Genomic DNA, 23,323 nt, shown 5'->3' with positions numbered 1-23,323 from the left:
TGCTTTGTTGCTCTGAATTTACACGCTAATGTCGTCAAGCCGCCTAACCGCGGCTTTTTTATGACAATTTAGTTGCGAAGATATAAAACGGCTATTTCGTATAGCAAATTAGCATACTACTTTTAAGCTGAAATATGTTAGGGTTCTATACATATAATTGTTTAGTATATAAACCTCAACTATCGGACTCGACAATGACTTTAGAAATACCGTCTATTACCCATTTGAAACAACTCGAAGCCGAGAGCATCCACATTTTCCGCGAAGTCGCTGCGGAATTTGAAAACCCGGTTATGCTTTATTCTGTCGGAAAGGATTCCTCGGTGTTACTTCATTTGGCTCGCAAAGCCTTTGCACCAGGTAAAATTCCATTCCCACTACTTCACGTAGACACCACTTGGAAATTTCACGAAATGATAGAATTTCGTGATCAACAAGCTAAGAAGCACGGTTTCGATCTGCTGGTTCACATCAATCAGGAAGGTGTCGATGCCGGTATCGGGCCCTTTAGCCACGGGAGTGCCAAGCATACCGATATCATGAAAACGGCAGCACTCAAGCAAGCGCTGAACAAATATAAGTTCGACGCGGCCTTTGGTGGTGCCCGCCGAGATGAAGAAAAGTCCCGGGCCAAAGAACGGGTCTATTCCTTCCGGGACAGCAATCACCGCTGGGATCCGAAAAACCAACGTCCAGAGCTGTGGAATATCTACAATTCACAGGTAAACAAAGGCGAAAGCATCCGCGTATTCCCTATGTCAAACTGGACAGAACTGGATATCTGGCAATATATCTATCTGGAAAACATCGACATTCCCCAACTTTATCTGGCGAAACCTCGCCCGGTGGTAGAACGCGATGGCGTTTTGATCATGGTTGACGACGATCGCATGCCATTGGAAGAAGGTGAAACACCACAAATGCGTTCAGTGCGTTTCCGTACACTGGGCTGTTATCCATTGACCGGCGCAGTTGAATCCACAGCTGCAACACTCCCTGAAGTTATTCAGGAAATGTTGCTGACGAAAACGTCAGAGCGACAAGGGCGGGTTATCGACCACGATAGCGCGGGTTCTATGGAGAAGAAGAAAATGGAAGGGTACTTCTGATGTCGACCAATATTGTCTGGCATAAACACGAAGTAAACAAACAGTCACGGGCGAATAGCCTGGGCCAAACACCTCGTGTTTTATGGCTCACAGGGTTCAGCGGCTCCGGTAAGTCGACGTTATCCAATCTGCTGGAAAAGAAATTCCAAGAGCAAGGAAAGCACACCTATCTCCTCGACGGTGACAATGTGCGTCACGGTTTATGTGGCGACCTGGGGTTTAGCGATAAAGACCGGGTGGAGAATATTCGCCGTGTTAGCGAAGTAGCAAAGCTTTTTGTCGATTCAGGTGTCATTGTTTTAACTGCTTTTATTTCTCCATTCCAGGTTGACCGTGACTATTGTCGCAAACTGTTGGATGAAGGTGAGTTTGTAGAAGTATTTGTTGACGTGCCACTCGATGTATGTGAGCAGCGAGACCCGAAGGGTTTATACAAAAAAGCCCGCGCGGGTGAAATTAAAGATTTCACCGGTATCTCCTCGGCATACGAAGCACCGCAAAACCCGGAAATTCATCTAACTTATAAAGACGAGCCTGCCGAAGATACGGCGGAGCGTTTGTATAATATGCTTGTAGAAAAAGGACTTGTGTAATGGCATTACCCGATCCATTAGCAGAACAAATTGTCAGCATCAGCAAAGAAGCCGGTGCGAAAATTATGGAAATCTACGAAAAAGATTTCGCCATTTATGAAAAAGAAGATACCAGCCCGCTGACCGAAGCAGATCTTGCAGCACACAAAGTGATTGTTGCTGGCCTGGAAACTATTTCAGATTTACCCATTCTGTCTGAAGAGTCAGCTGACATCCCGTGGGAAGAAAGACAAACCTGGAACCAGTACTGGTTGGTTGACCCCCTTGATGGTACAAAGGAATTTATCAAGAAAAATGGCGAATTCACTGTAAACATTGCACTTATTGATGGCGGCAAACCAGTGATGGGTGTGGTGTATGCACCAGTGTTAAAACGCACTTACATAGGTATTGATGGTAAAGGTGCTTGGTTGGAATCTGACGGTACACTGGCGCCAATCAGTGCAAAAAAACACCTGGAAGGTGAAACCTGGAAAGTGGTTGGCAGCCGTTCTCACCAGAGCCCGGAGATCAAAAACCTCCTGGAACAGCTTGGTGGTGAAGCCGAACTGGTCGCCATGGGTAGCTCGTTAAAGTTGTGCCTTGTCGCCTCTGGTGAAGCCCATTTGTACCCTCGTTTAGGCCCTACTTCAGAATGGGATACAGGCGCTGCACACGCTGTTGCGACTGCAGCTGGCGCTAAAGTGACTGTACTGGATGCGGCAAATCCGTTAGCAACTGATGCCCCTGACCTGACATATAATCAAAAAGATTCTGTACTGAACCCCTTTTTCTTAGTGAGCGCATAACGCAATGAATGTAGATAACGAATTATTGAAAGAAGACGTACTGGCTTATCTGGAGCAGCACGAGCAGAAAGATCTGCTGCGTTTTTTAACCTGTGGTAGCGTTGACGACGGTAAAAGTACCCTCATCGGCCGTCTGCTGCATGACTCTAAAATGATCTATGAAGATCAATTGGCCGCGATTACTAAAGACAGTAAGAAAGTCGGTACAACGGGTGACAAAGTTGACCTTGCTTTGCTGGTAGACGGATTGCAGTCAGAGCGAGAACAAGGTATTACCATTGACGTTGCATACCGCTATTTTTCAACAGATAAGCGTAAATTTATCATTGCAGATACTCCGGGACACGAGCAATACACCCGTAACATGGTTACCGGCGCGTCAACCTGTGACCTCGCAATTTTAATGGTTGATGCCCGCGCAGGTGTTAAAACGCAAACCAGACGCCACTCATTCCTGGCCAGCTTATTGGGTATCAAGCACGTAATTGTTGCCGTAAACAAAATGGATTTGATGGACTTTAGTGAGAAAGTTTATCAAGACATCAAAGCGGACTTTCTCAAGTTTGCGGAAAATCTCAACATTCCTGATATTCAATTTGTCCCGATTTCTGCCTTGGAAGGTGATAACGTCGTTAACAAGAGTGAGAAATCGCCTTGGTTCCAAGGAAAACCTCTGATGGAAATGCTTGAAACTATTGAAATTAGTAGCGACGCCAACATTGAAGACTTCCGCTTTCCCGTTCAATACGTAAACCGCCCGAACCTGGATTTCCGTGGTTTTGCCGGCACAGTAGTGTCTGGCCAAGTAGTACCTGGTGATGAAATCACGGCGCTACCCTCTATGAAAACCTCCAAGGTTAAATCTATTGTCACCTTTGACGGTGAGCAGGATCGCGCATACGTACCTCAAGCTGTGACGCTGACACTGGAAGACGAGATCGATATTTCTCGCGGAGACATGATTGTAAAATCAGGCAACTTGCCTCTGCTTGGCAACCAGTTTAAATCACACCTTGTGTGGATGTCTGAAGAACCTATGATGCCGAATAAGCAATACATCTTCAAATTTGCAACCAAGACAACACCCGGCTCAGTGGCTAACGTAGAATATCAGATCGATGTTAACACCCTGGAAAAAACCCAGGCTGCACATTTAAACCTAAATGAAATTGGTGTGGTAGACTTGAAGTTTACCCAACAAGTGGCCTGCGACAACTACGACAACAACCGTGCTACCGGTGCGTATATTGTTATTGACCGTCTGACCAATGGCACGGTAGGTGCGGGAATGATTATCGATAAACTGGCTGATGGCACGCAACACGCATCGCCCGAATTCTCAGCGTTTGAACTGGAATTCAACGAGCTTGTTCGCAGGCACTTCCCACATTGGAATGCACTAGACATTTCTAAATTGTAAGAGGCCCATCGGTTCATATGGATGTTAGCCAACTCATGGTGCTGGGGATTTTTTTCAGCACCATTTTTGCTCTTATCGCGTCAAATATGCGGCCATCGACCGTGTTCGCCGTGGCTGTCCTGCTGCTGTTAATAAGTAAACAACTCAGCTTTGACGACGTACTCAACAACCTCACTAACAAAGGGTTAATCACTCTAATTTTACTGTTGTTAGTCAGTAGCGCCATCGACAAAACGGCGCTGATTAAACAACTTGGCAGGAAGTTAGTTACGCCAAACTTTACGGCCTCTTACTGGCGATTATTTGGACTGACGTTTTTCTCTTCTGCCTTACTGAACAACACTGCTATCGTAGCCAGCCTCATTGGGCCGGTAAAACAAAACCAGTACCACCCCGCATCCCGGTTACTCATTCCCCTTTCATATTCAGCTATTCTGGGTGGTACCGTTACCTTAATCGGGACGTCAACGAACCTGATTGTTGACTCTTTTTTACAGGAACACGGCCATCCAGGGTTTGCGTTTTGGGATTTCACACTCTACGGTTTAGTGGCTGGCCTGAGCTGCGGTTTTTTGATGTTTATACTGACTTCTTTGCTGCCCGAGATAGCCAACAAACAAAATAACTACCGGGAGTATATTGTAGAAGCCGAGGTAGACGCTGCGTCTGAACTCATAGGTAAAACCGTTGAGGAAAACCACCTGCGAAACCTACCAGAGCTTTTTTTGGTTGAGATAGTGCGCGACGGACAACTTATTACTCCAGTGACACCTGAGTTTGTTATCAATCAGGGAGACAAACTCATTTTCTCTGGTAATGTGCAAAAACTCGATAGCCTAAGTCACATAAAAGGGCTGACGATGTTTGCTGAAGCCGATGGCATCTTGCGGGAAAACCTCACCGAAGTTATCATCTCAAACCGCGCACAAATCATCGGTCAGACCATCAAAGCACTTGGCTTTCGCGCTCTTTTTGACGCTGCCGTCGTTGCCATCCGCCGCGACGGCGAGCAACTCTCAGGAAAGTTAGGGGAAATAAAACTGCAAGCGGGTGATTTTTTATTATTGGCAACGGGGCCTGACTTCCAAACCCGGCAAAATCTATCTAAAAATTTCTTTGTTTTGTCTGAGCAAAAAATTGCCCGCCCGCTCAGCGGTTACCAGGAATGGATCACTATGGGAGGTTTTCTCGTCACAGTGGCGTTGTCCGCCGGTGATGTCATAGATCTGGGTTTGGGTTTACTGTTTTTTGCCGCCGTACTAGTTGCCGTAAAGGTTACCAGTAACGGAGAGATAAAACGCAATATGCCACTGAATTTAATCGTCGTAATTGTGGGAGCATTAAGTTTGGCTTCGGCGCTAGAGAATGCAGGAGTTATTGCGCTTAGCACTGATTTCCTCATGCCCTATTTGTCTGGCACAAACTGGTTCACGGCTCTTGTGATTATCTATTTGAGCACCCTTTTACTAACCGAGTTTGTCACCAATAATGCAGCCGCAGCACTTATGTTTCCCTTCGCCTATGGCGTGGCAAATGTAATCGGCGCGCCATTGATGCCGTTCGCATTGGCAGTGGCTTTTGCCGCAAGTGCCAGCTTTATATCGCCCTATGGTTATCAAACAAACCTGCTTGTTTTTAACGCCGTTAATTACCGCTTCAAGCACTTTATAAAGATTGGTTTACCTATATCGGCAACCTACAGCGCTATTGTATTGTGCCTATTAAACTGGTCCTACTTTTAAGAACTATTTCTCACAGCCAACAGCGCCGGCATAATGCCGGCGCTGACGCCAGTATCATCACATTGACTCAACCGATGTTCTGACTAGAAGATTTTAATCGCTACCTGAATAACACTTTTTCCTTGTTAAACCAATGCACACAAAAGCCAATGAGCAATGCTGCAATAAGTGCTGTTGAACCAAAAATAGCCACCAGTTGCACATAGTCCATCGTGCCTTTTATCAACTCTTTTATGGCCAGAGCAACATTGGTAAGGGGAACCCAGGCCCACCCCCCTTTTAACTCTACACCGGGTAACATGGCCATAATAACCGGTACGACAGTAAACATGAAAATAGGTGTCATGTACCCCTGGGCTTCTTTAAAGCTACGGGCATAAATAGACAGGCTCAGCAGAAGTGAAGAAAATATTGCCACCACGGGAATGAGCATGAAAAATATCAGGATAAAATCCAACAAGCTTATCGCGCTCATGAACTCGGCCACCAACTGAATAGCCATCCCTTGACTAAGTACGATCCCCCATACCGCCATACTGCACACCGTCACCAACGCTGACGTCACACCAGCAAGCGCGATGGTTAGAAACTTCCCAAGCACCAACTTGTGCCGTTCAATTGGAGAAATTAGCAAAGTTTCCAATGTCCCCCGTTCTTTTTCTCCCGCCCCCAAATCTGTGGCCGGTATCATCGCCCCTTGCAAACAGAGCATAAAGATAAGGTAGGGAACAAAGCCCCCTATTTTTTCTCCCCAGTTTTCCCGTTTGTCGGCAACGTCCACTTTATCTATGACAATTGGGTTCATCAGTGCGATTTGCTGTTTTTCATCGAGATTGAGGGCAAGGAACGCCTGTTGTTGATTTTGTTGGCTCAATTTATCGACAATGGCGTTTAAACGGCGCTGTACCAGATTAAGCCCAGCATCATTTAAATACAAAGTGAGCGTAACTTGGCCGTCTGTCAGCACGTCGTCACCATAGCTATCCGGTACCTGCAGTGCAAAATCGGCCCTCCCCTCTTTTATCCACTGGGTCACATCGCTACCCTCGGGCAGCTTTACCAGTGAGAAATCATCGGAATTGGCTAAGGCCTCCGACAACATCGGCGCATACTCCCCCCCAACCAGCACATACTCAAGCACCTTGCTTTCTGCTTGCTGAACCGCTTTGGTAGAAAAATATGCCACCACGCCAAAGATCAGGGGAAACACCAATATTGGTAACGCGACCATAAAAAACAGGGTCTTCCGATCTCGCAGAAGTTCTTTTACTTCTTTAAAAAAAACCAGCCACATACTCACTGTACTCCTTCTAGGGCCGTCATAAACGCGCGATTAAGTGAGCCCGGAGCTAGCGATTGAAATGTTTCGAAACTGTCATTAAACGCGGTGGTACCATGGTTAATAACCGACACTCTGTCACACAACTCAGACACTTCTTCAAGATGATGGGTAGAAAATATTACCGGCACGCCTTGATCTTTCAGCGTACGGATAAAGTCCAGTACCGTTTGGGCTGCCATAATATCCAAACCTGTTGTGGGCTCGTCGAGAATAACCACTTGTGGTTCGTGCACTACCGCTCGGGCTATGGCTGTTTTCTGTTTCATACCGGTAGAAAAATGTTCACAGCGACGATCGAGGAAACTCTCCAAATCGAGCATCGTCGACAACTCATCAATGCGCTTCTCAATCGCCGTTGCTGACATCCCGTGTAACTGCCCGAAATACGCAATGTTCTCCCGTCCGGTAAGACGTCCGTACAAACCAGTTGCGCCGGATAAAAAACCAATTTTTTTTCTTGCTTCAACGGGCCTATTCAGAACGTCAACCCCGCCAATTGTCACCGTGCCGGCATCAGGCTTAATGGCCGTAGATAACATGCGTAACGTCGTAGTTTTCCCCGCCCCATTCGGGCCTAATAACCCGAGGACTTCACCGCCGTGACAATGTAAGGAAACATCTTGTACAGAGTGAAAATACTTCCCATTTAAGCGTGGGTCCAGGCGTTCCTGCTCGCTGAGCTTTTTGGGGTTTTCCACCTTAAACTTCTTAGCCAGGTGACTAATGTCAATCATTACCTTTCCTTTGTTTTTGTTAGGTATTGGCTTCATTCATCGGCATAGCCGAAACTCTCGGCTAAACCAAAAGAGCATGCACTATTTTGGCGTAGTTAAGAGTAATGGCGTTTTATTCCCGAACTCAAGAAATAAAATGACACAGAATATTTCCGACACCAGCCTATACACTGCGTTCTGATTTGCTTTATGGTATTAGCATCGCGATTTCAATAGACAACTTTCTATCAAAGGTGAGTAAGGAAAACAGTATCATGCAGGAAACATCAAACCCATTCCAGGCGATCACAGAAGTATTTTATAAGCCGAATCAGGTTTTTAGTACCTTGTCGGGTAAAGACAACTGGTCCTGGATACCTTTCTTTGTTGTCTGCACATTCAGTATTCTGCCGTTGTTTCTCTATTATGAAATGGTTGATTTTGAATGGTTTAAAAACTATCTGGTGTCAACGACCATGGCCGATGTCAGCCCAGCGGAACAGCAAAACTTTAAAGACAGTCTCCACCAAAGCGCAATGAAATGGGGCGCGTCCATCGGGGTTTTCGTTGTAATACTGCTTATCAACGCCCTTTACGCTACATATTTTACCCTGATGTCACGACACGACGAAAAATGTGTGCAAGGATTTACAGACTGGTATGGCTTTATGTGGTGGGTCTCTCTGCCCAGTATTATTCCAAGTCTAATATCTTTACTAGTGCTTGCAACAGCAGACACAGCTCAAATTGTACCAACAAATATCAACATTGCTTCGTTGGCTTATTTGTTAGATGTCTCTGCAACATCAAACTTCTTCCGCATCGCTGAATCAATCCGTTTGGATATGATTTGGATGATCTATCTCACTGCAGTAGGTGTGTACCAGTGGACAGGTTTTGCTCGTAAAAAAGCCTGGATAGTTAGTCTTGCTCCGTTTGTTGTGCTTTACGGATTGTGGTTTGTTATAGCAATGCTTTAATTATCTCTAGTAGGAGGGGGGACTAACAACGGTAGTTGTACCGTCTCTCCCGTTCCCCGACGCAACGGTCGGAAATAAGTGTCATCGTCATAAAATTCCGGGGTTTGCAGATCGTACCAGCCGGGTATACCCAAAATTGGGAGTGGTTTAAGGACACCTTTAGGCAAGAAATCTCCCAGGGCCTGGCAACGCTGCTTGAGAGCAACATCCAGGCACTGACTTTGCTCATGTCCGGACATTGAAGCAAAATCGTCATCCACTACCACGGCCAACCATTTACCCGTCAGGCCAATAAAGGGGGTTAGCAGCATTTCCAGGTTAGCATGTCCAAAAATCACTGGAAACAATGCGTCAAACCACGCTGTTTTTTTGTCAACAAATGCGCCTTTCCAATTGTGCAGTGCTAAATCCGCCAATAGCTCATTGCCCTGCTTGAGTTTCCCCGTGGGCACAGCCAGCACTATGCCACATTCGTCAAAGTGCGTAATGTGATTGCGTCGTGCAGTTCTGGGGTGGGCGCCATGCTGGCGAATGTCATCAACGTGTAACTGATTGAGATATTGTTTAGTAAGCGGAAACTGCAACCAGATAAGCGCATTAAATAAGTCGTGCCAGTTTGCCTCCCGAGTTGGTACAACGCCGTCTTCGGCAATAATAACCTCGTAGTACCGTGACTCGGTTTCAGCAAAATCACCTTGTTTGCGAAATATAGGTCCTCGCCAACTGCCATGCCAGGCTTTAACGCATACGTTAAGTATATCCGTGTCCGGAAATACCGCGTTACCCGTTAGCCCGGTTTGTGCCAACAGCTTGGCTATAGGTGGCGAAAGTGACGGCGCGTTTATGGCAGACAACCAGTTCTCTGCGGCAGAATTCATAGGCGAAGTATTGGTTCAACGAGATGGATTATTTATACTGGATCGCTATTGTAAAACAATAAGAGACTAACATTGAAAAAAATCCTCCTCAGAATAGTTTTACCCGTGCTTATCTCCAGCTCCATAATGGGGCTTACTGCATGTAAAGATGCAAAAGAAACTACACCGCATAGCGCCAGAGATACTGCAAACGCCAACTTCGACGCCATTTATTCAGGTATTGCCGTTGATGATTTTATATCCCCGCTACAAACCTTGTCATCCGATGAGTTTGAGGGCCGTTCGCCTTCTTCTCCGGGCGAAGAAAAAACCCTGGATTATCTGGTTGCCCAGTTTAAAGCCGCAGGTCTTAAGCCGGGCAACGGCGATAGTTACCTGCAACCTGTTGAGTTGATGGAAATTACCGCTGATCCAAATATGACTATGACCATAGGTGGTAATACGTTTAGGTATAAAGATGACATGGTCGCATCTTCAAAACGCGAGCAAAACGTAGTGTCGTTGAAAGACAGCGAGTTAGTCTTTGTCGGATATGGCGTGAACGCCCCTGAATACAATTGGAATGACTACGAAGGCTTGGATGTGAAAGGAAAAACGGTGGTTATTCTTGTTAATGACCCCGGATTTGAAAATCCAACAAGTGGCAAGTTCCAAGGCACTACTATGACCTATTATGGCCGCTGGAGCTATAAATATGAAGAAGCCAGCAGACAAGGGGCAGCAGGTGCACTGATTGTCCATGAAACCGCCCCCGCTTCCTATGGATGGTCTGTGGTGGCGAACAGTTGGAGCGGCTCGCAGTACGGTTTAGTTACCCAAGACGCTGGTGCAAGCAGGGTTGCCGTTGAAGGGTGGTTAACCCTGGAAGCGGCCAAAAAGGTCTTTGCTGATGCAGGTTTGAACTTCGACGAAGAAAAGCGCGCGGCGATGGCCGGTCCCTATCACAAATCCTTGCCATTGGCGGCTTCAGTTACTGTAAACAACACCTTTAAAAAATCTGTTAGTCACAACGTGATTGCCACCCTACCGGGTGCCGAAAAACCCGATGAACACGTGATTTACACTGCACACTGGGATCACTTGGGCAAAGACACGTCACTAAAGGGCGATCAAATTTACAATGGCGCTCGCGACAACGCTACGGGCACTGCAGCGAGCATCGTGATGGCCCAGGCATTTAGTAATTTGCACCCCACCCCCGCGCGCTCGGTGACCTTTCTCGTTGTTACGGCTGAAGAACAAGGGCTACTGGGCTCTAAATATTACGCAGACCACCCAGTGATCCCTTTGTCAAAAACCGTCGCCAATATCAATATGGACGCCATGAATGTGCTGGGTAAAACCAAAGACGTCAGTGTAGTGGGTATGGGAAAATCTGAATTGGAAGTTTACCTTGAAAAAGCTGCCAAGGCACAAGGCCGATACCTGACACAAGAAGACCGCCCAGAAGCGGGCTACTACTACCGCTCAGATCATTTTAGTTTTGCTAAGAAAGGCATACCGGCCCTGTATGCGGACGGAGGCAGTGAACCTTGGGACGAAGAAACCGCGCGATATCGCAAGCGAATGAAAGTTATTGATACCGGTTGTTATCATCAAGTATGTGATGAATTCCGCAAAGAATGGGATTTATCAGGCATGGTGCAGGACACACAAATGTTGTTCGAAGTTGGTGTGGACGTAGCAAATGCTGACAAGTGGCCAGCATGGAATCAAAGCAGCGAATTTCAACGTCAGTGATATAATCAGAGCAGAAGCTCACGCTTCTGCTCTTCCTGATTTGTAATTTGTCTTTCTACTGCGCACTAGGCATTCCGGTTTAATCGCGGCAGTATATGACGCTGTTGGTACCATAACAATGGTGCAAATACGGCAAAAAGTCCTAACGCATAAATCATTTTACTTCCCAATCCCACCGCAATAGTGGCACAAAACAAACAGCCGAACAGAACTAGCGGACGATATCCAGGCGATAGCAAACGCACCGCTGCCAACATGCTGGCCAGATATATCAGTACAAATACGCCATTCACCCAGCCAATGAGATCTTCCAGATCATGAGCGCCATAATGAGTAACAACCAGGGTAATAGTCATGACAATTAATACACACTGCAATGCACGTTGCGGCACAGCGTGACGATTGACCGTTCTGAAAAAACTGGGCAATACATTGTCGTTACTCAAACTCCACAATAAGCGCGACAAACTGGCCGTATAGACGTTCACCGTTGCCAACCCGCCAGCTACGCCCAACGCACCAATCACATAAGCACCGTGACCGGAAAATATGAAATCAAAAGCACTTACCATGCTCAGTGAGTCTGATGCTGGTGCATCCATTAGTAAATAGGTACAGCCCAAATAAATAGCCCCTACCAGAAGGGTACCCGTCATAATTGCAGGCACCAAATCACGCTGCGGTGATTGAAAATCGTCGGCCAGATGTGAAATCGCTTCTATCCCCAGAAAGCTCCAAAACGCCAGGCCCATTGCAGCAAGCACCGGGTCAAGTACAAACACATTTTTCTGGGGCAAAGACACTTGCGTCTCAGCGAAGGCTGACTGCCCAATCAGCATGGCAATAACAACCAGTGTAATGAGGAGCGTCAACACGAGCTGCAGCGTGGCTGAGAACTGAATCCCCCGATAATTGAGCAAAAACAACAAGCCGATAATACTCAGTTGAACTGGCAGTGCCCATTGTGGTGAAAGTCCAAAAAGGGTGTCAATAAACCAGTAAGTCATAATAATGGCAGCGGGTGCACCGATGGGGACGACAAACAAAAAAAGTAAGCCAATGGTTCGTCCAGCGGATTTCCCAAATGCCTTTTCCACGAAATATGCCGGCCCGCCAGCGTGTGGATATAAAGACGACAGCTTGGCAAACACCATGGCTACCGGCAGAATTGCTAAGGTGAGTAAAATCCAACTCAATATAGCCCAGTGTCCGGCTGTGCTAATTGTCATTTGTGGTAAAATGAACACACTTGTGCCCAGCAAAGTGGTGGTGAGTAGGCCGGCGCCCTGCCAACGACCTATCTTGTTTCTACTGTTTTGCATATACCTTTTATTAATCCTGTTAAACGCGAATACACCCGCGAGCAGCACGACAAGCAGGATCCGGCTTTACTGAAATTAAAACAAAAAAGTCAGATCCCAATGTTGCGTCGCCATCGGCGATGACATTCTTAAAAAGTAAAATCCGGTAGCAACCCGAGGCAACACGGCATAATATACTGGCTTTTGGCATTTCAGAACGCGTTTATTTACGAGCATTGGGAGTGTTCTTGCCGTCATTTTGACGGCATATTTCACATTTCCCAACAATTAGTCGGACACACTATGGATAAATTTGATCACGCCATTGTCGCACAACTTAGAGAAAATGCCCGCGCCAGTATTTCAGCTATTTCCGAGCACGTAGGGTTGTCGCGTTCTGCGGTAGCAGAACGCATTCGCAAATTGGAATCAACAAATGTGATCCGGGGCTATCAGGTGATGCTCTCGGAGTCACAAAAAGATGGTGTTTCTGCTTATCTTGAAATCCAGCACAAGCGAGCGCGCTGTGCCGACGTTGTACCGCATTTTCGCGCGATACCAGAGGTGGTATCCTGCTATGGGGTTACCGGCGAATGTGACCTGATTGTGTTGATAAAAGCACAGACCATGCGGCGCTTACACGAAATTCGAGAACATATTGATACCATTGACGACATTGTAAAAATAAAAACCCATGTAGTGCTAAATCAGTGGATGGGCTAGCATGGCTTTATTCTTCTCGTCCAAGCGCTGCGGCAAACAAGCATCGACGATGCGCACAAGAGTCAGCGAAAACCTCTTTATATCTCCAATACTGCCCAATTTACGCACTAAAGTGTCAGATTGTCATCTTTAAATTGCAAAATACGGAGATATTTTGCTTTTCAGGTCACTTTATCCTTGCAATTTTTTCTCATACTGGCACATTCAACAGACGCGGAGTTTGCACCCCAAAAAAACAATAAAGTCTCACCCGCGGCCGCGTTAAGCGACCGGACAGAATAAACAATCCTTTTTCAACAAGTCACAAGAGAGAACCCGTTTTATGTGTGGTATTTTCGGTATCCTTGATATCAAAACCGATGTGTCTGAACTCAGAACCCAAGCGCTAGATTATACAAAGCTGCTGCGTCACCGCGGCCCTGACTGGTCGGGTATCTGGAATAATGACAATACCATCCTGTGCCATGAACGGTTGGCCATCGTCGATGTAGACACTGGTGCGCAACCGCTCATCAGCCAGGATAATCAGAAGATCCTGGCCGTTAACGGTGAGATCTACAATCACAAACAACTCGCGCAGCAACTCGACACGCCGTATGCATTTAAAACCCGCTCCGACTGCGAGGTCATTTTACCCCTGTACGAACAAAAGGGCGTTGAGTTTATCGATGAGTTAGAAGGCATGTTTGCGTTCATCCTCTACGATGAAAGAGAAGATGCCTACCTCATTGCCCGCGACCACATCGGCATTATTCCGCTGTATACCGGTTACGACGAGCACGGCAATTTTTACGTGTCATCTGAAATGAAAGCACTGGCTCCCATATGTAAAACCATCAGTGAATTTCCTCCCGGTCACTATCTGTGGAGCAAAACCGGCAAGCTGACAAAATACTATCAGCGCGACTGGATGAACTATGACGCGGTAAAAGACAACGAAACCAATCTTGACGACCTCAAAATTGCGTTTGAGAAAGCCGTTAAATCGCACATGATGTCCGATGTTCCTTACGCCGTGTTGTTATCCGGTGGTCTCGATTCATCTCTGGTGTCTGCCGTGGCTGCACAGTACGTCGCCAAACGAGTGGAAGATGAAGATAAATCTGATGCTTGGTGGCCTCGTTTACACAGTTTCGCCGTAGGTCTTGAAGGTGCCCCGGATTTAAAAGCAGCTAAACAAGTCGCCGAGATGATCGGCACTGTACACCATGAGATTCATTTCACTATCCAGGAAGGGTTGGATGCTATTCGCGACGTTATCTATCATTTAGAAACGTACGACACAACCACCATTCGTGCCGCAACCCCTATGTACCTCATGACCCGCAAAATCAAAGCCATGGGTATCAAAATGGTGTTATCCGGTGAAGGATCTGACGAAATATTTGGCGGCTATCTATATTTCCACAAAGCCCCCAATGCCAAAGAGTTTCACGAAGAGACTGTGCGCAAACTGGATCGTCTGCACATGTTCGATTGTGCTCGTGCAAACAAGGCTACCAGTGCTTGGGGCGTAGAAGCCCGCGTGCCTTTCCTCGATAAAAACTTCATGGATGTAGCTATGCGTCTTAATCCACAAGACAAAATGTGTGTAGATGGTCGCATGGAAAAATGGATTTTACGCAAAGCCTTCGACGATGGAAAAACACTACCAGCAGAGGTACTTTGGCGCCAAAAAGAACAGTTCGGTGATGGTGTTGGCTATTCTTGGATTGATTCAATTCGCGACTTTGTTGAAACGGAAGTCACAGATCAACAATTGGCCACTGCGGAGTTTCGTTTTCCGGTTAACACGCCTGATACCAAAGAAGGTTACTATTACCGTACGATCTTTGAAAGCTACTTCCCTCAGGAAAGTGCTGCGCGTTGCGTACCCGGCGGTAAATCTATTGCCTGTAGTACCGCTGAAGCTCTGGAGTGGGACGAAAGCTTTAAGAACAATGCCGATCCATCGGGTCGTTCAATGAAGGACGTACACGCAGGCAAGAGCCACTAGCGATATCGTTTTAAAAAAGCCCGGTCTAACCGGGCTTTTTTATACTTTTATGGTTCTTCATTGATGTTTGCCGGGGCATACCAAAGAGCGGAGGCGTCAACGGGTGTTAAGGGCGGCAACAATGGGTTGTCCAATGATATAATATTGCGTCTGTTCAAGTTAATGGCGTTAAGTATTTCCTGGTATGTAGCCATGAAAAGCGCATCAAAAGAGCCGTCTTCCAGTGCCATCTGCAATCCGGTTTCAATTAGCCTCGCCAGTGTGGGATTACTCTTATTTACGAAAAAATACATAGCGGTGGGATAATAAATTGCCAGATTGTCTTCCAGTACGAGATGATCACTGAAATCGTCGCTTTCCATTTCGTTTTGCACTTCAATTACAGAACGGGGAAAAAAGTCTGCTCCGCCATTTTCAATCACGTTAAAGGCATCAGTGTAGGTAGGAACAGTAAATACATTAAAGCCGTTTGCCTGGAGAATTTTTGTATCCGGCCATTCTTCCCCCGAAACGGGGATCATGCGAAGCAACGAGGTTTTATCACGAATGCGGCTAAAATCACTTTTGTTCGTGTCATTGACAATAAACACCCGCCAGCCAATGAGTCCCTTTGCTAGTGGGATTCGAATAGGCAACAGATCTTTCTCACGCTGAGCATCTGTCATACTCCACACAATATTAATTTCTCTGTTCTCTTTTAACTGCCTCAGCGCCTTGCCTTGAAGCATGATCCTATCGGAGGGAAGCAAGCTGTATTTTACGCCAGTTTTTTCCAATGCCAGTGACAACAATGCCAAGGGGTACTCGGTTCGCAGGTCCTTGTCGTCGATTGGCCTTGGGTACGTAATCGACCACAACGCAGCCTGGGCAGAAAAGCAGCAAAACCAGACTGCTACCGCACTCCATTTTACGCATCGCGCTATGGGTTTCATATAAGTCACTCTATGCCAATATATTTATGAGTTTGTAACGATAAACGCCAGTTTCTGGCAATACAAGTGGTAATCGCCAGCTCTGTGGCTCTAGCCTGCTGACTGATAGGCTGAAGACACACCGTTTTGCCGGACAAATCCGCAACCCCTTGTAAAAGGGCGTCCAGTTCATCAACGTGCTTTTGCATGGCAACCGGATGCTTAATTTCATTTGCCCGGTCTAAAGCGCTTGTCAATACTGGCATTCCTCCTTTCATGTTCACCTTAGGTGATACCGTTACGAAGGTTTTCTCGTTACACAACACTTCAAATGTACCGCTGGTTTCTATTTGCGTGGAGTAGCCTTCGCTATGCAGTAAACCGGTAAGTGGCCTGAGGTCGTACATACAAGGCTCGCCACCGGTTATTACCACATGGGAGGCCGTATACCCCCGTTGTCGAAACAATGCCAGCAACGACGACTCATCCGCGGTAAAGTGGGATTCATCTTCCTGCCCTTTACTCATTACGGCATCTGCCGTAGTTAAAAAAGCATCGTCAAGCGTCCAGGTGTGTTTTGTATCACACCATGAACATCCAACCGGACAACCCTGTAAGCGCACAAATATGGAGGGCACGCCAGTTTGTGCTCCTTCCCCCTGAATAGTTTCGAACATTTCGTTAATTTTGAGCATTTTTTCTGGCAATGTGGTGGCCCTTTGGCTAATACTGGTTGGGATTTTATCAAGGATCACATAAAATTCTGTCATCTTTTCGCGAAAAAAACGAACTTATGTCTGAAAAAGTTGTTGTTATCTACTCCGGTGGAATGGATTCCTTTACCGTTTTACACAAAGCCATTGAAGATGGTAAACGACCACTCGCCCTGACGTTTAATTACGGCCAGCGCCACAAAAAAGAAATCGATTATGCCGCCAGGGTATGCGAGGAACTTGGCGTGCCCCACAAAGTAGTGGATATTTCGGCCATCAATACCTTGGTAGGCGGCTCTGCACTCACCGACGACATTGATGTTCCAGAAGGTCACTATGAAGAGCCATCGATGAAAACCACCGTGGTGCCGAACAGAAATATGATCCTGCTGTCGCTAGCTGTTGGTTATGCCGTGAGTGAAAATGCCAGCAAGGTTTATTACGGCGCACATTCTGGCGATCACGCCATCTACCCTGACTGCCGGCCGGAGTTTGTAAAAAAAATGAACGACGTGTGTGCCATCGCCAATTATGAAGCTGTAGAAATAGTAACGCCCTATTTAGAGGTAAGTAAGACCGCTATTCTCACCGATGGCCTAAGAATGGGGCTCGATTATGGGAAAAGCTGGACATGCTACAACGGACGTGAACATGCGTGTGGCAAGTGCGGTGCCTGTGAAGAGCGCCTAGAAGCCTTCCGCGATAACCAATCCGTTGACCCTCTGACATATGAGACCCGCAACTAACAGATAAAACAACCTGAGTCACAAAAGCCCGCTTTGCGGGCTTTACTTTTAAATATGTAACTATTTCTGGCTTTCAGAAATAAAGTAAGTCAACTCTTTAATACAGTGTCGAAGAACCGGGTTCAACCGCGTATTTTTGCCATTCATTACAAATAAGTCGTGGTCAAAATTAAACAAGCTACCTTTGGCTATGGGCACAAGACCTAAACTAGCCCCCTGCTCTTTGGCAATATAATCCGGTAACAAACCAATGTATTCTCCAGTCATAATGGCAGAAAGTGCTGCTTCAAACGAGTCAGAAAAGGTTTGTATGGCCAGACGCTGATCATCTTCGATATAATTCGCTGAGGAAAGTCCGGAAATACCAATCGCCGGGTATTCACCAATTTTCACGTCTTCGGGTAAATCGGTATCGCGATATTTTGCCAAAGGGTGAGTTGGTGAGCAATACAGGCGGCCTGAACATGTTACGTTTACCGGATGAAAAGTAACCGACTCCGGCTTCACCATGTCATAAGTAGAAATGACCAAATGACATTCTCCTGACAAGGCAACATGTTCAACCTCATTATACAAACGGGTTTGAATATTCACGTGAATATCATCAAACTTCTTCATGGTACTCTTCACAGCTTTGCTCACCGCAAGGTGCATTGACAAAGGCAGGCCAGCCATCAACACCAGTGTTATATGACCGGAATAATCGTCATGGAGTGATTTTAAGTTGAAAACAAAATTGTCGAACGCATTAAAAATTCGTTTGGTTTCCTGAAAGACCACTTCTCCTTCTTTGGTCATTTGAAAGCCACCACGCCCCCGGTGACACAACACTAAATCCAAGCGCTCTTCAAGCTTCTTTATAGCCGCACTGATATTAGGCCGTTGCATTCTCAATACAGGCTCTGCTGCGGTAAATCCATTACAACTGGCTACAGCATAAAATACTCGAAGTAACTTAATATCTGACTCTTGTAAACGATTCAACATGGCGCAATCCGTAAGATTATAGGTATAGTTATAAATACTTTAGCATCATAATAGGTAACTGTTTGTAGGATTACAATGCTATTTTGTAAGTTTATTTGCGCAAAATTTGATTAAAAGCCAAATTTTGGTAGATGCTTGTCCTCTTAGGACAGTAGAAATGAGTCGCCATTCAAGAAATGGCGACGACTTGTTTGCGCAATGATTCTATATCGTCTCGGATGGATGCCGCTTTTTCGAACTCTAACTCCCTTGCAAATTCGAACATTTGCTTTTCCAGTGTTGCTATTTTTTCCATTAATTCGGTAGCACTGGCAACTTGTAAGTCTTTTTTCTTCTCTGCGACTTTTCGCAGCCTTACCTTACCGGAAGCAGGATGAGCACTGTCGCCTAAATCCATTATATCCGTAATCGGTTTGTTTAAGCGTTGTGGCGTAAGTCCATTGACTTTGTTAAACGCTTCCTGCTTTTCCCGTCGTCGGTTTGTCTCATCAATGGCTTTTTGCATTGATTTTGTGATCACATCGGCATACATAATCGCCTTGCCATTAATATGTCTGGCAGCACGGCCAATGGTTTGAATCAATGATCGCTCCGCACGCAAAAAGCCCTCTTTGTCTGCGTCGAGGATGGCGACCAGCGAAACTTCAGGCATATCAAGTCCTTCCCGCAGCAAGTTAATTCCCACCAAGACATCGAACTTTCCGAGGCGTAAATCGCGAATAATTTCTATCCGTTCCACAGTATCAATATCTGAATGAAGGTAGCGAACTTTTACCCCGTGTTCGTTCAAATACTCGCTTAAGTCTTCCGCCATGCGTTTTGTCAACGTGGTAATCAATACCCGTTCATCCACCAATACCCGTTTGTGGATTTCAGACAATACATCGTCTACCTGAGTAGCTACAGGTCGTATTTCCAGTTCGGGATCGAGTAAGCCCGTTGGTCGTACCACCTGCTCGACTATTTCACCGTCAGATTTCTTTAGTTCGTATTCACCCGGCGTAGCGGAAACGTAAATGGTTTGAGGAGAAATCTGTTCAAACTCTTCAAACTTCAACGGTCTGTTGTCTAACGCAGAAGGCAATCGAAAACCGTACTCCACCAAGGTTTCCTTTCTCGATCTATCACCTTTGTACATCGCGCCAATCTGGGACACTGTGACATGAGACTCATCGATGAACAAGAGACCGTCGGCAGGAAAATAGTCCAACAGGGTAGGAGGCGGCTCACCGGGCGCGCGTCCAGACAAATAACGGGAGTAATTTTCAATGCCTGAACAGTAGCCCAGCTCCAGCATCATTTCGATGTCGAATTGAGTTCGTTGAGAAATGCGCTGTTCTTCCAATAGCTTATTTGCGGACTGCAACTGCTCCCTTCGCTCTTTCAGTTCCGCCTTAATGTTTTCAATGGCATCGAGAATTTTCTCTCGTGGCGTAACATAATGAGTTTTCGGAAACACTGTGGCTCTGATCACAGACTTTTCTACGGCACCGGTTAACGGATCAAATAAAGAGATTTTATCTATCTCGCTATCAAACAACTCCACTCTTACGGCCTGCTTCTCTGAATCAGCCGGAAAAATATCAATCACATCCCCGCGCACGCGAAACGTGCCTCGTTCGAATGCCAGATCGTTTCTCTTGTATTGCAGTTCAGCTAACCGGCGTAGAATGTCCCGCTGGTCCATAGTGTCACCCTGACGCAAATGGAGTAACATCTTCATGTAAGACTCAGGATCACCTAAGCCGTAAATAGCTGACACACTGGCCACAATTACAACGTCTCGGCGCTCCATAAGCGCTTTCGTTGCTGACAAGCGCATCTGCTCAATGTGATCGTTTATCGAAGCATCTTTTTCGATGAACGTATCTGTACTTGGCACATACGCTTCTGGTTGGTAGTAGTCGTAATAGGAAACAAAATACTCAACGGCATTGTTGGGGAAAAACTCTTTCATCTCCCCGTACAATTGCGCAGCCAGGGTTTTATTATGTGCTAATATCAGTGTGGGTCGTTGCACATGCCTGATAATATTAGCCATAGTAAAAGTTTTACCAGACCCTGTTACACCCAGCAAGGTCTGACTAGCAAGACCACTTTCCAGCCCATCTACCAACGCGTCAATGGCTTTGGGTTGATCCCCCGCAGGCTGATATTTAGATTGAAGTTCAAATCCTCTGCTCATTGCGCTTGTTTATCTCCCATTTCCCGGCGATGATTTTGCAACGCTCGGTTAAAATACATATAAGACAATATGGCCATGCACAAGTTTGCTACCACGACACCCCAGAACAAACCATACAGGTCCCACACAAGACTGGCTATATAGGATACGGGTACGTAGAAAATGAACAACCGGATGACACTTAGCACTAAAGCCGCAATAGGTTGATGCATTGCGTTTAACGAAGAATTGGTCAATATGATGATTCCCTGAACGCCGTAACCAATAGGCACAATAGTGAGAAAAAGCTGGATCAGCATTGCCACGTTAGGCTCATCGGCAAACATTTCAGCAATCCAGTCGGCCAGCACCCACATCACGACGAAAACAAATAACTGCCAGATAAGTACAAATCTGACGGTAATTTTATACGCATCTTGAACTCGCTGGTACAACCCGGCGCCTACATTTTGGCTAATAATCGGCGGCAGCGACATGGATAGCGCCAGAACAACAATACTGGCAATCGATTCCATGCGGTTTCCCACTCCCCATGCTGCTACCGCTTCGGCACCATAAGTTGCAACAACGGCAGTCATAACGCCTCCGGCAATGGGGGTTAGCATATTTGCGCCTGCAGCAGGCATTGCAATGGAAAGAATCGGTGCACAACTTTGCTTTAACTCAGCAAAGCTGAGCAACCTCGCCAACATTAGTTTTTTCTTTACCGCCAACAGCCAGACCACCCAACTTGCACCAACTATCCACGCGATAAGCGTTGCCAACGCCGCACCTTCTATCCCCATTGCTGGAATTGGACCAAAGCCAAAAATAAAGAGAGGGTCAAGGGCTGCGTTTATCGCTCCCCCTGCCGCCATAATGATGCTAGGTGTTCGAGTATCGCCGCACGCCCTCAGTACACTGTTCCCTACCATTGGCAAAGCCAGAAAAACGCTCGACAAGTACCAAAGATTCATATAGTCGTAAATATAGGGCATCAATGACGCATTGGCATTGAGCAACCCGAATATGGGGTCGATGGTCAGGTAACCAATGAAGGCCAGTGCTCCAACCATGCCAAAAGATAACACCATGGCACTCGAAGCATATTGCCTCGACTTTTCAAGATCCCTCTGCCCCTGCAACTTTCCGATAATGGCAGAGGTGCCAATGCCTAGTCCGATATTTAAACTAATCACCGTGAACGTCACAGGAAAAGTAAAACTAATTGCGGCCAGGGGTTCAGTTCCCAGTAAACTGACGAAAAACGTATCCATCAAACCGAAACTCATCATCATAACCATTCCCAGAATCATGGGAATCGTCATACGCTTTAAAGTCTGTGTTATATCGCCGTCAGTGAGGTTCCTGGCGCGGTCGTTATTTTCATTTTTATTCACTGTATTCCTGTCGCTCGTACTTCACATCATTTGCACGAGAATGATGCGAGTGTATAAAGGTAGAATTGTACGTCACTGCCTGTTCAGTTGCACGAACATCCACCGGCTCACGGGTCGCACTCGTCGGCACCCCGAAGATCTCGCCTTCCCAGGTACAATGAATGGAAGAACAATAATTGTACATCAGGCAGTTTTAGTTTGACCAAATTTCAAACGTGTTCTACAAACGAGGTAACGGCTAAAACTAATACTTTTGTTGACATACAGCCCTCTTGCTTTTGTGCGTTAAAAAATGACAGCCTGATGACAGGTATTTGACAACCTCTGTCACGAATTTGTCTTATTCAACACACGCTCCTGCATTCATGGTTGACACAATAATGTTAATTTTTTGTAAAGCCCATAAAACAATCTTTTCCCGCTGTCCGTCTTTCATACAAAAAAATTCAACTAACGCACAAGAGTGACAATGTATAACCACAACGGTTGCTTATTGAGCTAAAAACAAAATATAAAAACTAACCGATTGAATATAAAGAATTAAATAACGAATACATAGTTATATAAAACCTGTTCAAGGGTCGAATAACGAACAAAATTCACCCTTCGCCTCCGGCTATCAACATAGTTATCCACAGATTTAGTGGATAACTGCCTAAAACCCAGCAACGGCGCGGCATAGTCAATTGTAAGCTAGTTTTTTGGTAAGTAACGACTAACCCTGTGAGAGCCTCATTCACGTGACACTATTATTAATAACTGTATTTAAGTACAGTGGTCAATGGTTTTTTAATATTCCTTTAAACCTATGAATAAGTTTTTAGTTATAAGGAGGAAGATAGAAAATTTCAATTTTTACACCCTCGAAAATCTGTATTTAGTTTCAGCAACTTACTCATACTCAAGCGTATAAAGTTTACTTTTTAGCCTTTTTGCTCATTTTTTATCTAAAAAGTCATTAAAAAGCTATTTTTTAAGCGAACAGTGAAAAATATTGAAAACGGTTGTTGACAGTGGGAACGTACCTCATTAATATTCGCCTCCGTTGAAAAGCAGGTCCCCCTTAGCTCAGTTGGT

19 protein-coding genes are annotated in these 23,323 nt (G+C 45.9%); 10 read left to right on the top strand and 9 right to left on the bottom strand.

Annotation, left to right across the window (positions count from 1 at the left end; genetic code table 11):
• The first annotated feature begins 194 nt into the window (after nucleotides 1-194).
• The 5 genes from cysD to KO518_RS11270 are packed head-to-tail and all read left to right on the top strand — an operon-like array spanning nucleotide 195 to nucleotide 5,652.
• The gene (cysD, locus tag KO518_RS11290) at nucleotides 195-1,109 is read left to right on the top strand and encodes a sulfate adenylyltransferase subunit CysD (RefSeq protein ID WP_216025935.1); all 915 of its coding nucleotides are present in this window, start codon (nucleotides 195-197) and stop codon (nucleotides 1,107-1,109) included.
• Nucleotides 1,109-1,702 carry an adenylyl-sulfate kinase gene (cysC, locus tag KO518_RS11285; protein ID WP_216025934.1) on the top strand — a complete coding sequence of 198 codons (594 nt, stop codon included), beginning with the start codon at nucleotides 1,109-1,111 and terminating at the stop codon, nucleotides 1,700-1,702. The genes cysD and cysC overlap by 1 nt, the downstream gene beginning before the upstream one ends.
• Nucleotides 1,702-2,490 carry a 3'(2'),5'-bisphosphate nucleotidase CysQ gene (gene cysQ / locus KO518_RS11280; protein WP_216025933.1) on the top strand — a complete coding sequence of 263 codons (789 nt, stop codon included), beginning with the start codon at nucleotides 1,702-1,704 and terminating at the stop codon, nucleotides 2,488-2,490. The genes cysC and cysQ overlap by 1 nt, the downstream gene beginning before the upstream one ends.
• A gap of 4 nt (nucleotides 2,491-2,494) precedes the next feature.
• Complete coding sequence (gene cysN / locus KO518_RS11275; protein ID WP_216025932.1) at nucleotides 2,495-3,910, top strand: sulfate adenylyltransferase subunit CysN; 1,416 nt, start codon at nucleotides 2,495-2,497, stop codon at nucleotides 3,908-3,910.
• 17 nt (nucleotides 3,911-3,927) lie between these two features.
• Nucleotides 3,928-5,652, top strand: coding sequence for an SLC13 family permease (locus KO518_RS11270; protein ID WP_216025931.1), 1,725 nt, complete (start codon nucleotides 3,928-3,930; stop codon nucleotides 5,650-5,652).
• Between the two features lie 100 nt (nucleotides 5,653-5,752).
• Here the strand turns inward: KO518_RS11270 and KO518_RS11265 are convergent, their stop codons facing one another.
• Nucleotides 5,753-6,946: an ABC transporter permease gene (locus tag KO518_RS11265; protein WP_216025930.1), complete on the bottom strand. Its 1,194-nt coding sequence runs from the start codon at nucleotides 6,944-6,946 to the stop codon at nucleotides 5,753-5,755.
• Nucleotides 6,947-6,948: 2 nt separating this feature from the next.
• Complete coding sequence (locus KO518_RS11260; RefSeq protein WP_216025929.1) at nucleotides 6,949-7,728, bottom strand: ATP-binding cassette domain-containing protein; 780 nt, start codon at nucleotides 7,726-7,728, stop codon at nucleotides 6,949-6,951.
• 254 nt (nucleotides 7,729-7,982) lie between these two features.
• Here KO518_RS11260 and KO518_RS11255 point away from each other — a divergent pair, with 254 nt between their 5' ends.
• Entirely contained in the window at nucleotides 7,983-8,687 is a 705-nt protein-coding gene (locus KO518_RS11255; RefSeq protein WP_216025928.1) for a YIP1 family protein, read from the top strand.
• On the opposite strand, the gene KO518_RS11250 is transcribed toward KO518_RS11255, so the two are convergent.
• Nucleotides 8,684-9,565: a DUF3025 domain-containing protein gene (locus tag KO518_RS11250; RefSeq protein WP_216025927.1), complete on the bottom strand. Its 882-nt coding sequence runs from the start codon at nucleotides 9,563-9,565 to the stop codon at nucleotides 8,684-8,686. The two genes, KO518_RS11255 and KO518_RS11250, sit on opposite strands and share 4 nt — an antisense overlap.
• A 126-nt stretch (nucleotides 9,566-9,691) precedes the next feature.
• Between KO518_RS11250 and KO518_RS11245 the strand changes: the two genes are divergently transcribed.
• Nucleotides 9,692-11,305 (top strand): M28 family metallopeptidase, encoded by a 1,614-nt coding sequence (locus tag KO518_RS11245; RefSeq protein WP_371742347.1) that lies wholly within the window; start codon nucleotides 9,692-9,694, stop codon nucleotides 11,303-11,305.
• A gap of 65 nt (nucleotides 11,306-11,370) precedes the next feature.
• Here the strand turns inward: KO518_RS11245 and yjeH are convergent, their stop codons facing one another.
• Complete coding sequence (gene yjeH / locus KO518_RS11240) at nucleotides 11,371-12,627, bottom strand: L-methionine/branched-chain amino acid transporter (protein ID WP_216025925.1); 1,257 nt, start codon at nucleotides 12,625-12,627, stop codon at nucleotides 11,371-11,373.
• A gap of 282 nt (nucleotides 12,628-12,909) precedes the next feature.
• Here yjeH and KO518_RS11235 point away from each other — a divergent pair, with 282 nt between their 5' ends.
• Nucleotides 12,910-13,329, top strand: coding sequence for an Lrp/AsnC family transcriptional regulator (locus tag KO518_RS11235; RefSeq protein ID WP_216025924.1), 420 nt, complete (start codon nucleotides 12,910-12,912; stop codon nucleotides 13,327-13,329).
• Between the two features lie 322 nt (nucleotides 13,330-13,651).
• The gene (gene asnB / locus KO518_RS11230; RefSeq protein ID WP_216025923.1) at nucleotides 13,652-15,325 is read left to right on the top strand and encodes an asparagine synthase B; all 1,674 of its coding nucleotides are present in this window, start codon (nucleotides 13,652-13,654) and stop codon (nucleotides 15,323-15,325) included.
• A 47-nt stretch (nucleotides 15,326-15,372) separates the two neighbouring features.
• Here asnB and KO518_RS11225 read toward each other — a convergent pair whose 3' ends face one another.
• Together KO518_RS11225 and queE are read right to left on the bottom strand one after the other, a co-directional pair.
• Complete coding sequence (locus KO518_RS11225; RefSeq protein ID WP_252736099.1) at nucleotides 15,373-16,257, bottom strand: transporter substrate-binding domain-containing protein; 885 nt, start codon at nucleotides 16,255-16,257, stop codon at nucleotides 15,373-15,375.
• A gap of 5 nt (nucleotides 16,258-16,262) precedes the next feature.
• A complete protein-coding gene (queE, locus tag KO518_RS11220; RefSeq protein WP_216026876.1) occupies nucleotides 16,263-16,931 on the bottom strand; it encodes a 7-carboxy-7-deazaguanine synthase QueE in 669 nt (222 codons plus the stop codon).
• Between the two features lie 98 nt (nucleotides 16,932-17,029).
• On the opposite strand from queE, the gene queC reads away from it, so the two are divergent.
• Nucleotides 17,030-17,695 (top strand): 7-cyano-7-deazaguanine synthase QueC, encoded by a 666-nt coding sequence (gene queC / locus KO518_RS11215; RefSeq protein WP_216025922.1) that lies wholly within the window; start codon nucleotides 17,030-17,032, stop codon nucleotides 17,693-17,695.
• Nucleotides 17,696-17,755: 60 nt separating this feature from the next.
• Here queC and KO518_RS11210 read toward each other — a convergent pair whose 3' ends face one another.
• From KO518_RS11210 to KO518_RS11200, 3 genes are all read right to left on the bottom strand, one after another.
• The gene (locus KO518_RS11210) at nucleotides 17,756-18,682 is read right to left on the bottom strand and encodes a LysR family transcriptional regulator (RefSeq protein ID WP_216025921.1); all 927 of its coding nucleotides are present in this window, start codon (nucleotides 18,680-18,682) and stop codon (nucleotides 17,756-17,758) included.
• 169 nt (nucleotides 18,683-18,851) lie between these two features.
• The gene (gene uvrB / locus KO518_RS11205) at nucleotides 18,852-20,867 is read right to left on the bottom strand and encodes an excinuclease ABC subunit UvrB (RefSeq protein ID WP_216025920.1); all 2,016 of its coding nucleotides are present in this window, start codon (nucleotides 20,865-20,867) and stop codon (nucleotides 18,852-18,854) included.
• A complete protein-coding gene (locus KO518_RS11200) occupies nucleotides 20,864-22,246 on the bottom strand; it encodes an MATE family efflux transporter (RefSeq protein WP_371742305.1) in 1,383 nt (460 codons plus the stop codon). The genes uvrB and KO518_RS11200 overlap by 4 nt, the downstream gene beginning before the upstream one ends.
• Between the last annotated feature and the right edge of the window lie 1,077 nt (nucleotides 22,247-23,323).

Source organism: Aestuariibacter sp. A3R04, assembly GCF_018860805.1.
Classification (GTDB): Bacteria; Pseudomonadota; Gammaproteobacteria; order Enterobacterales; family Alteromonadaceae; genus Alteromonas.
The sequence above is the reverse complement of the archived record's forward strand: the minus strand, read 5'-3'. Positions and strand labels throughout refer to the sequence as shown.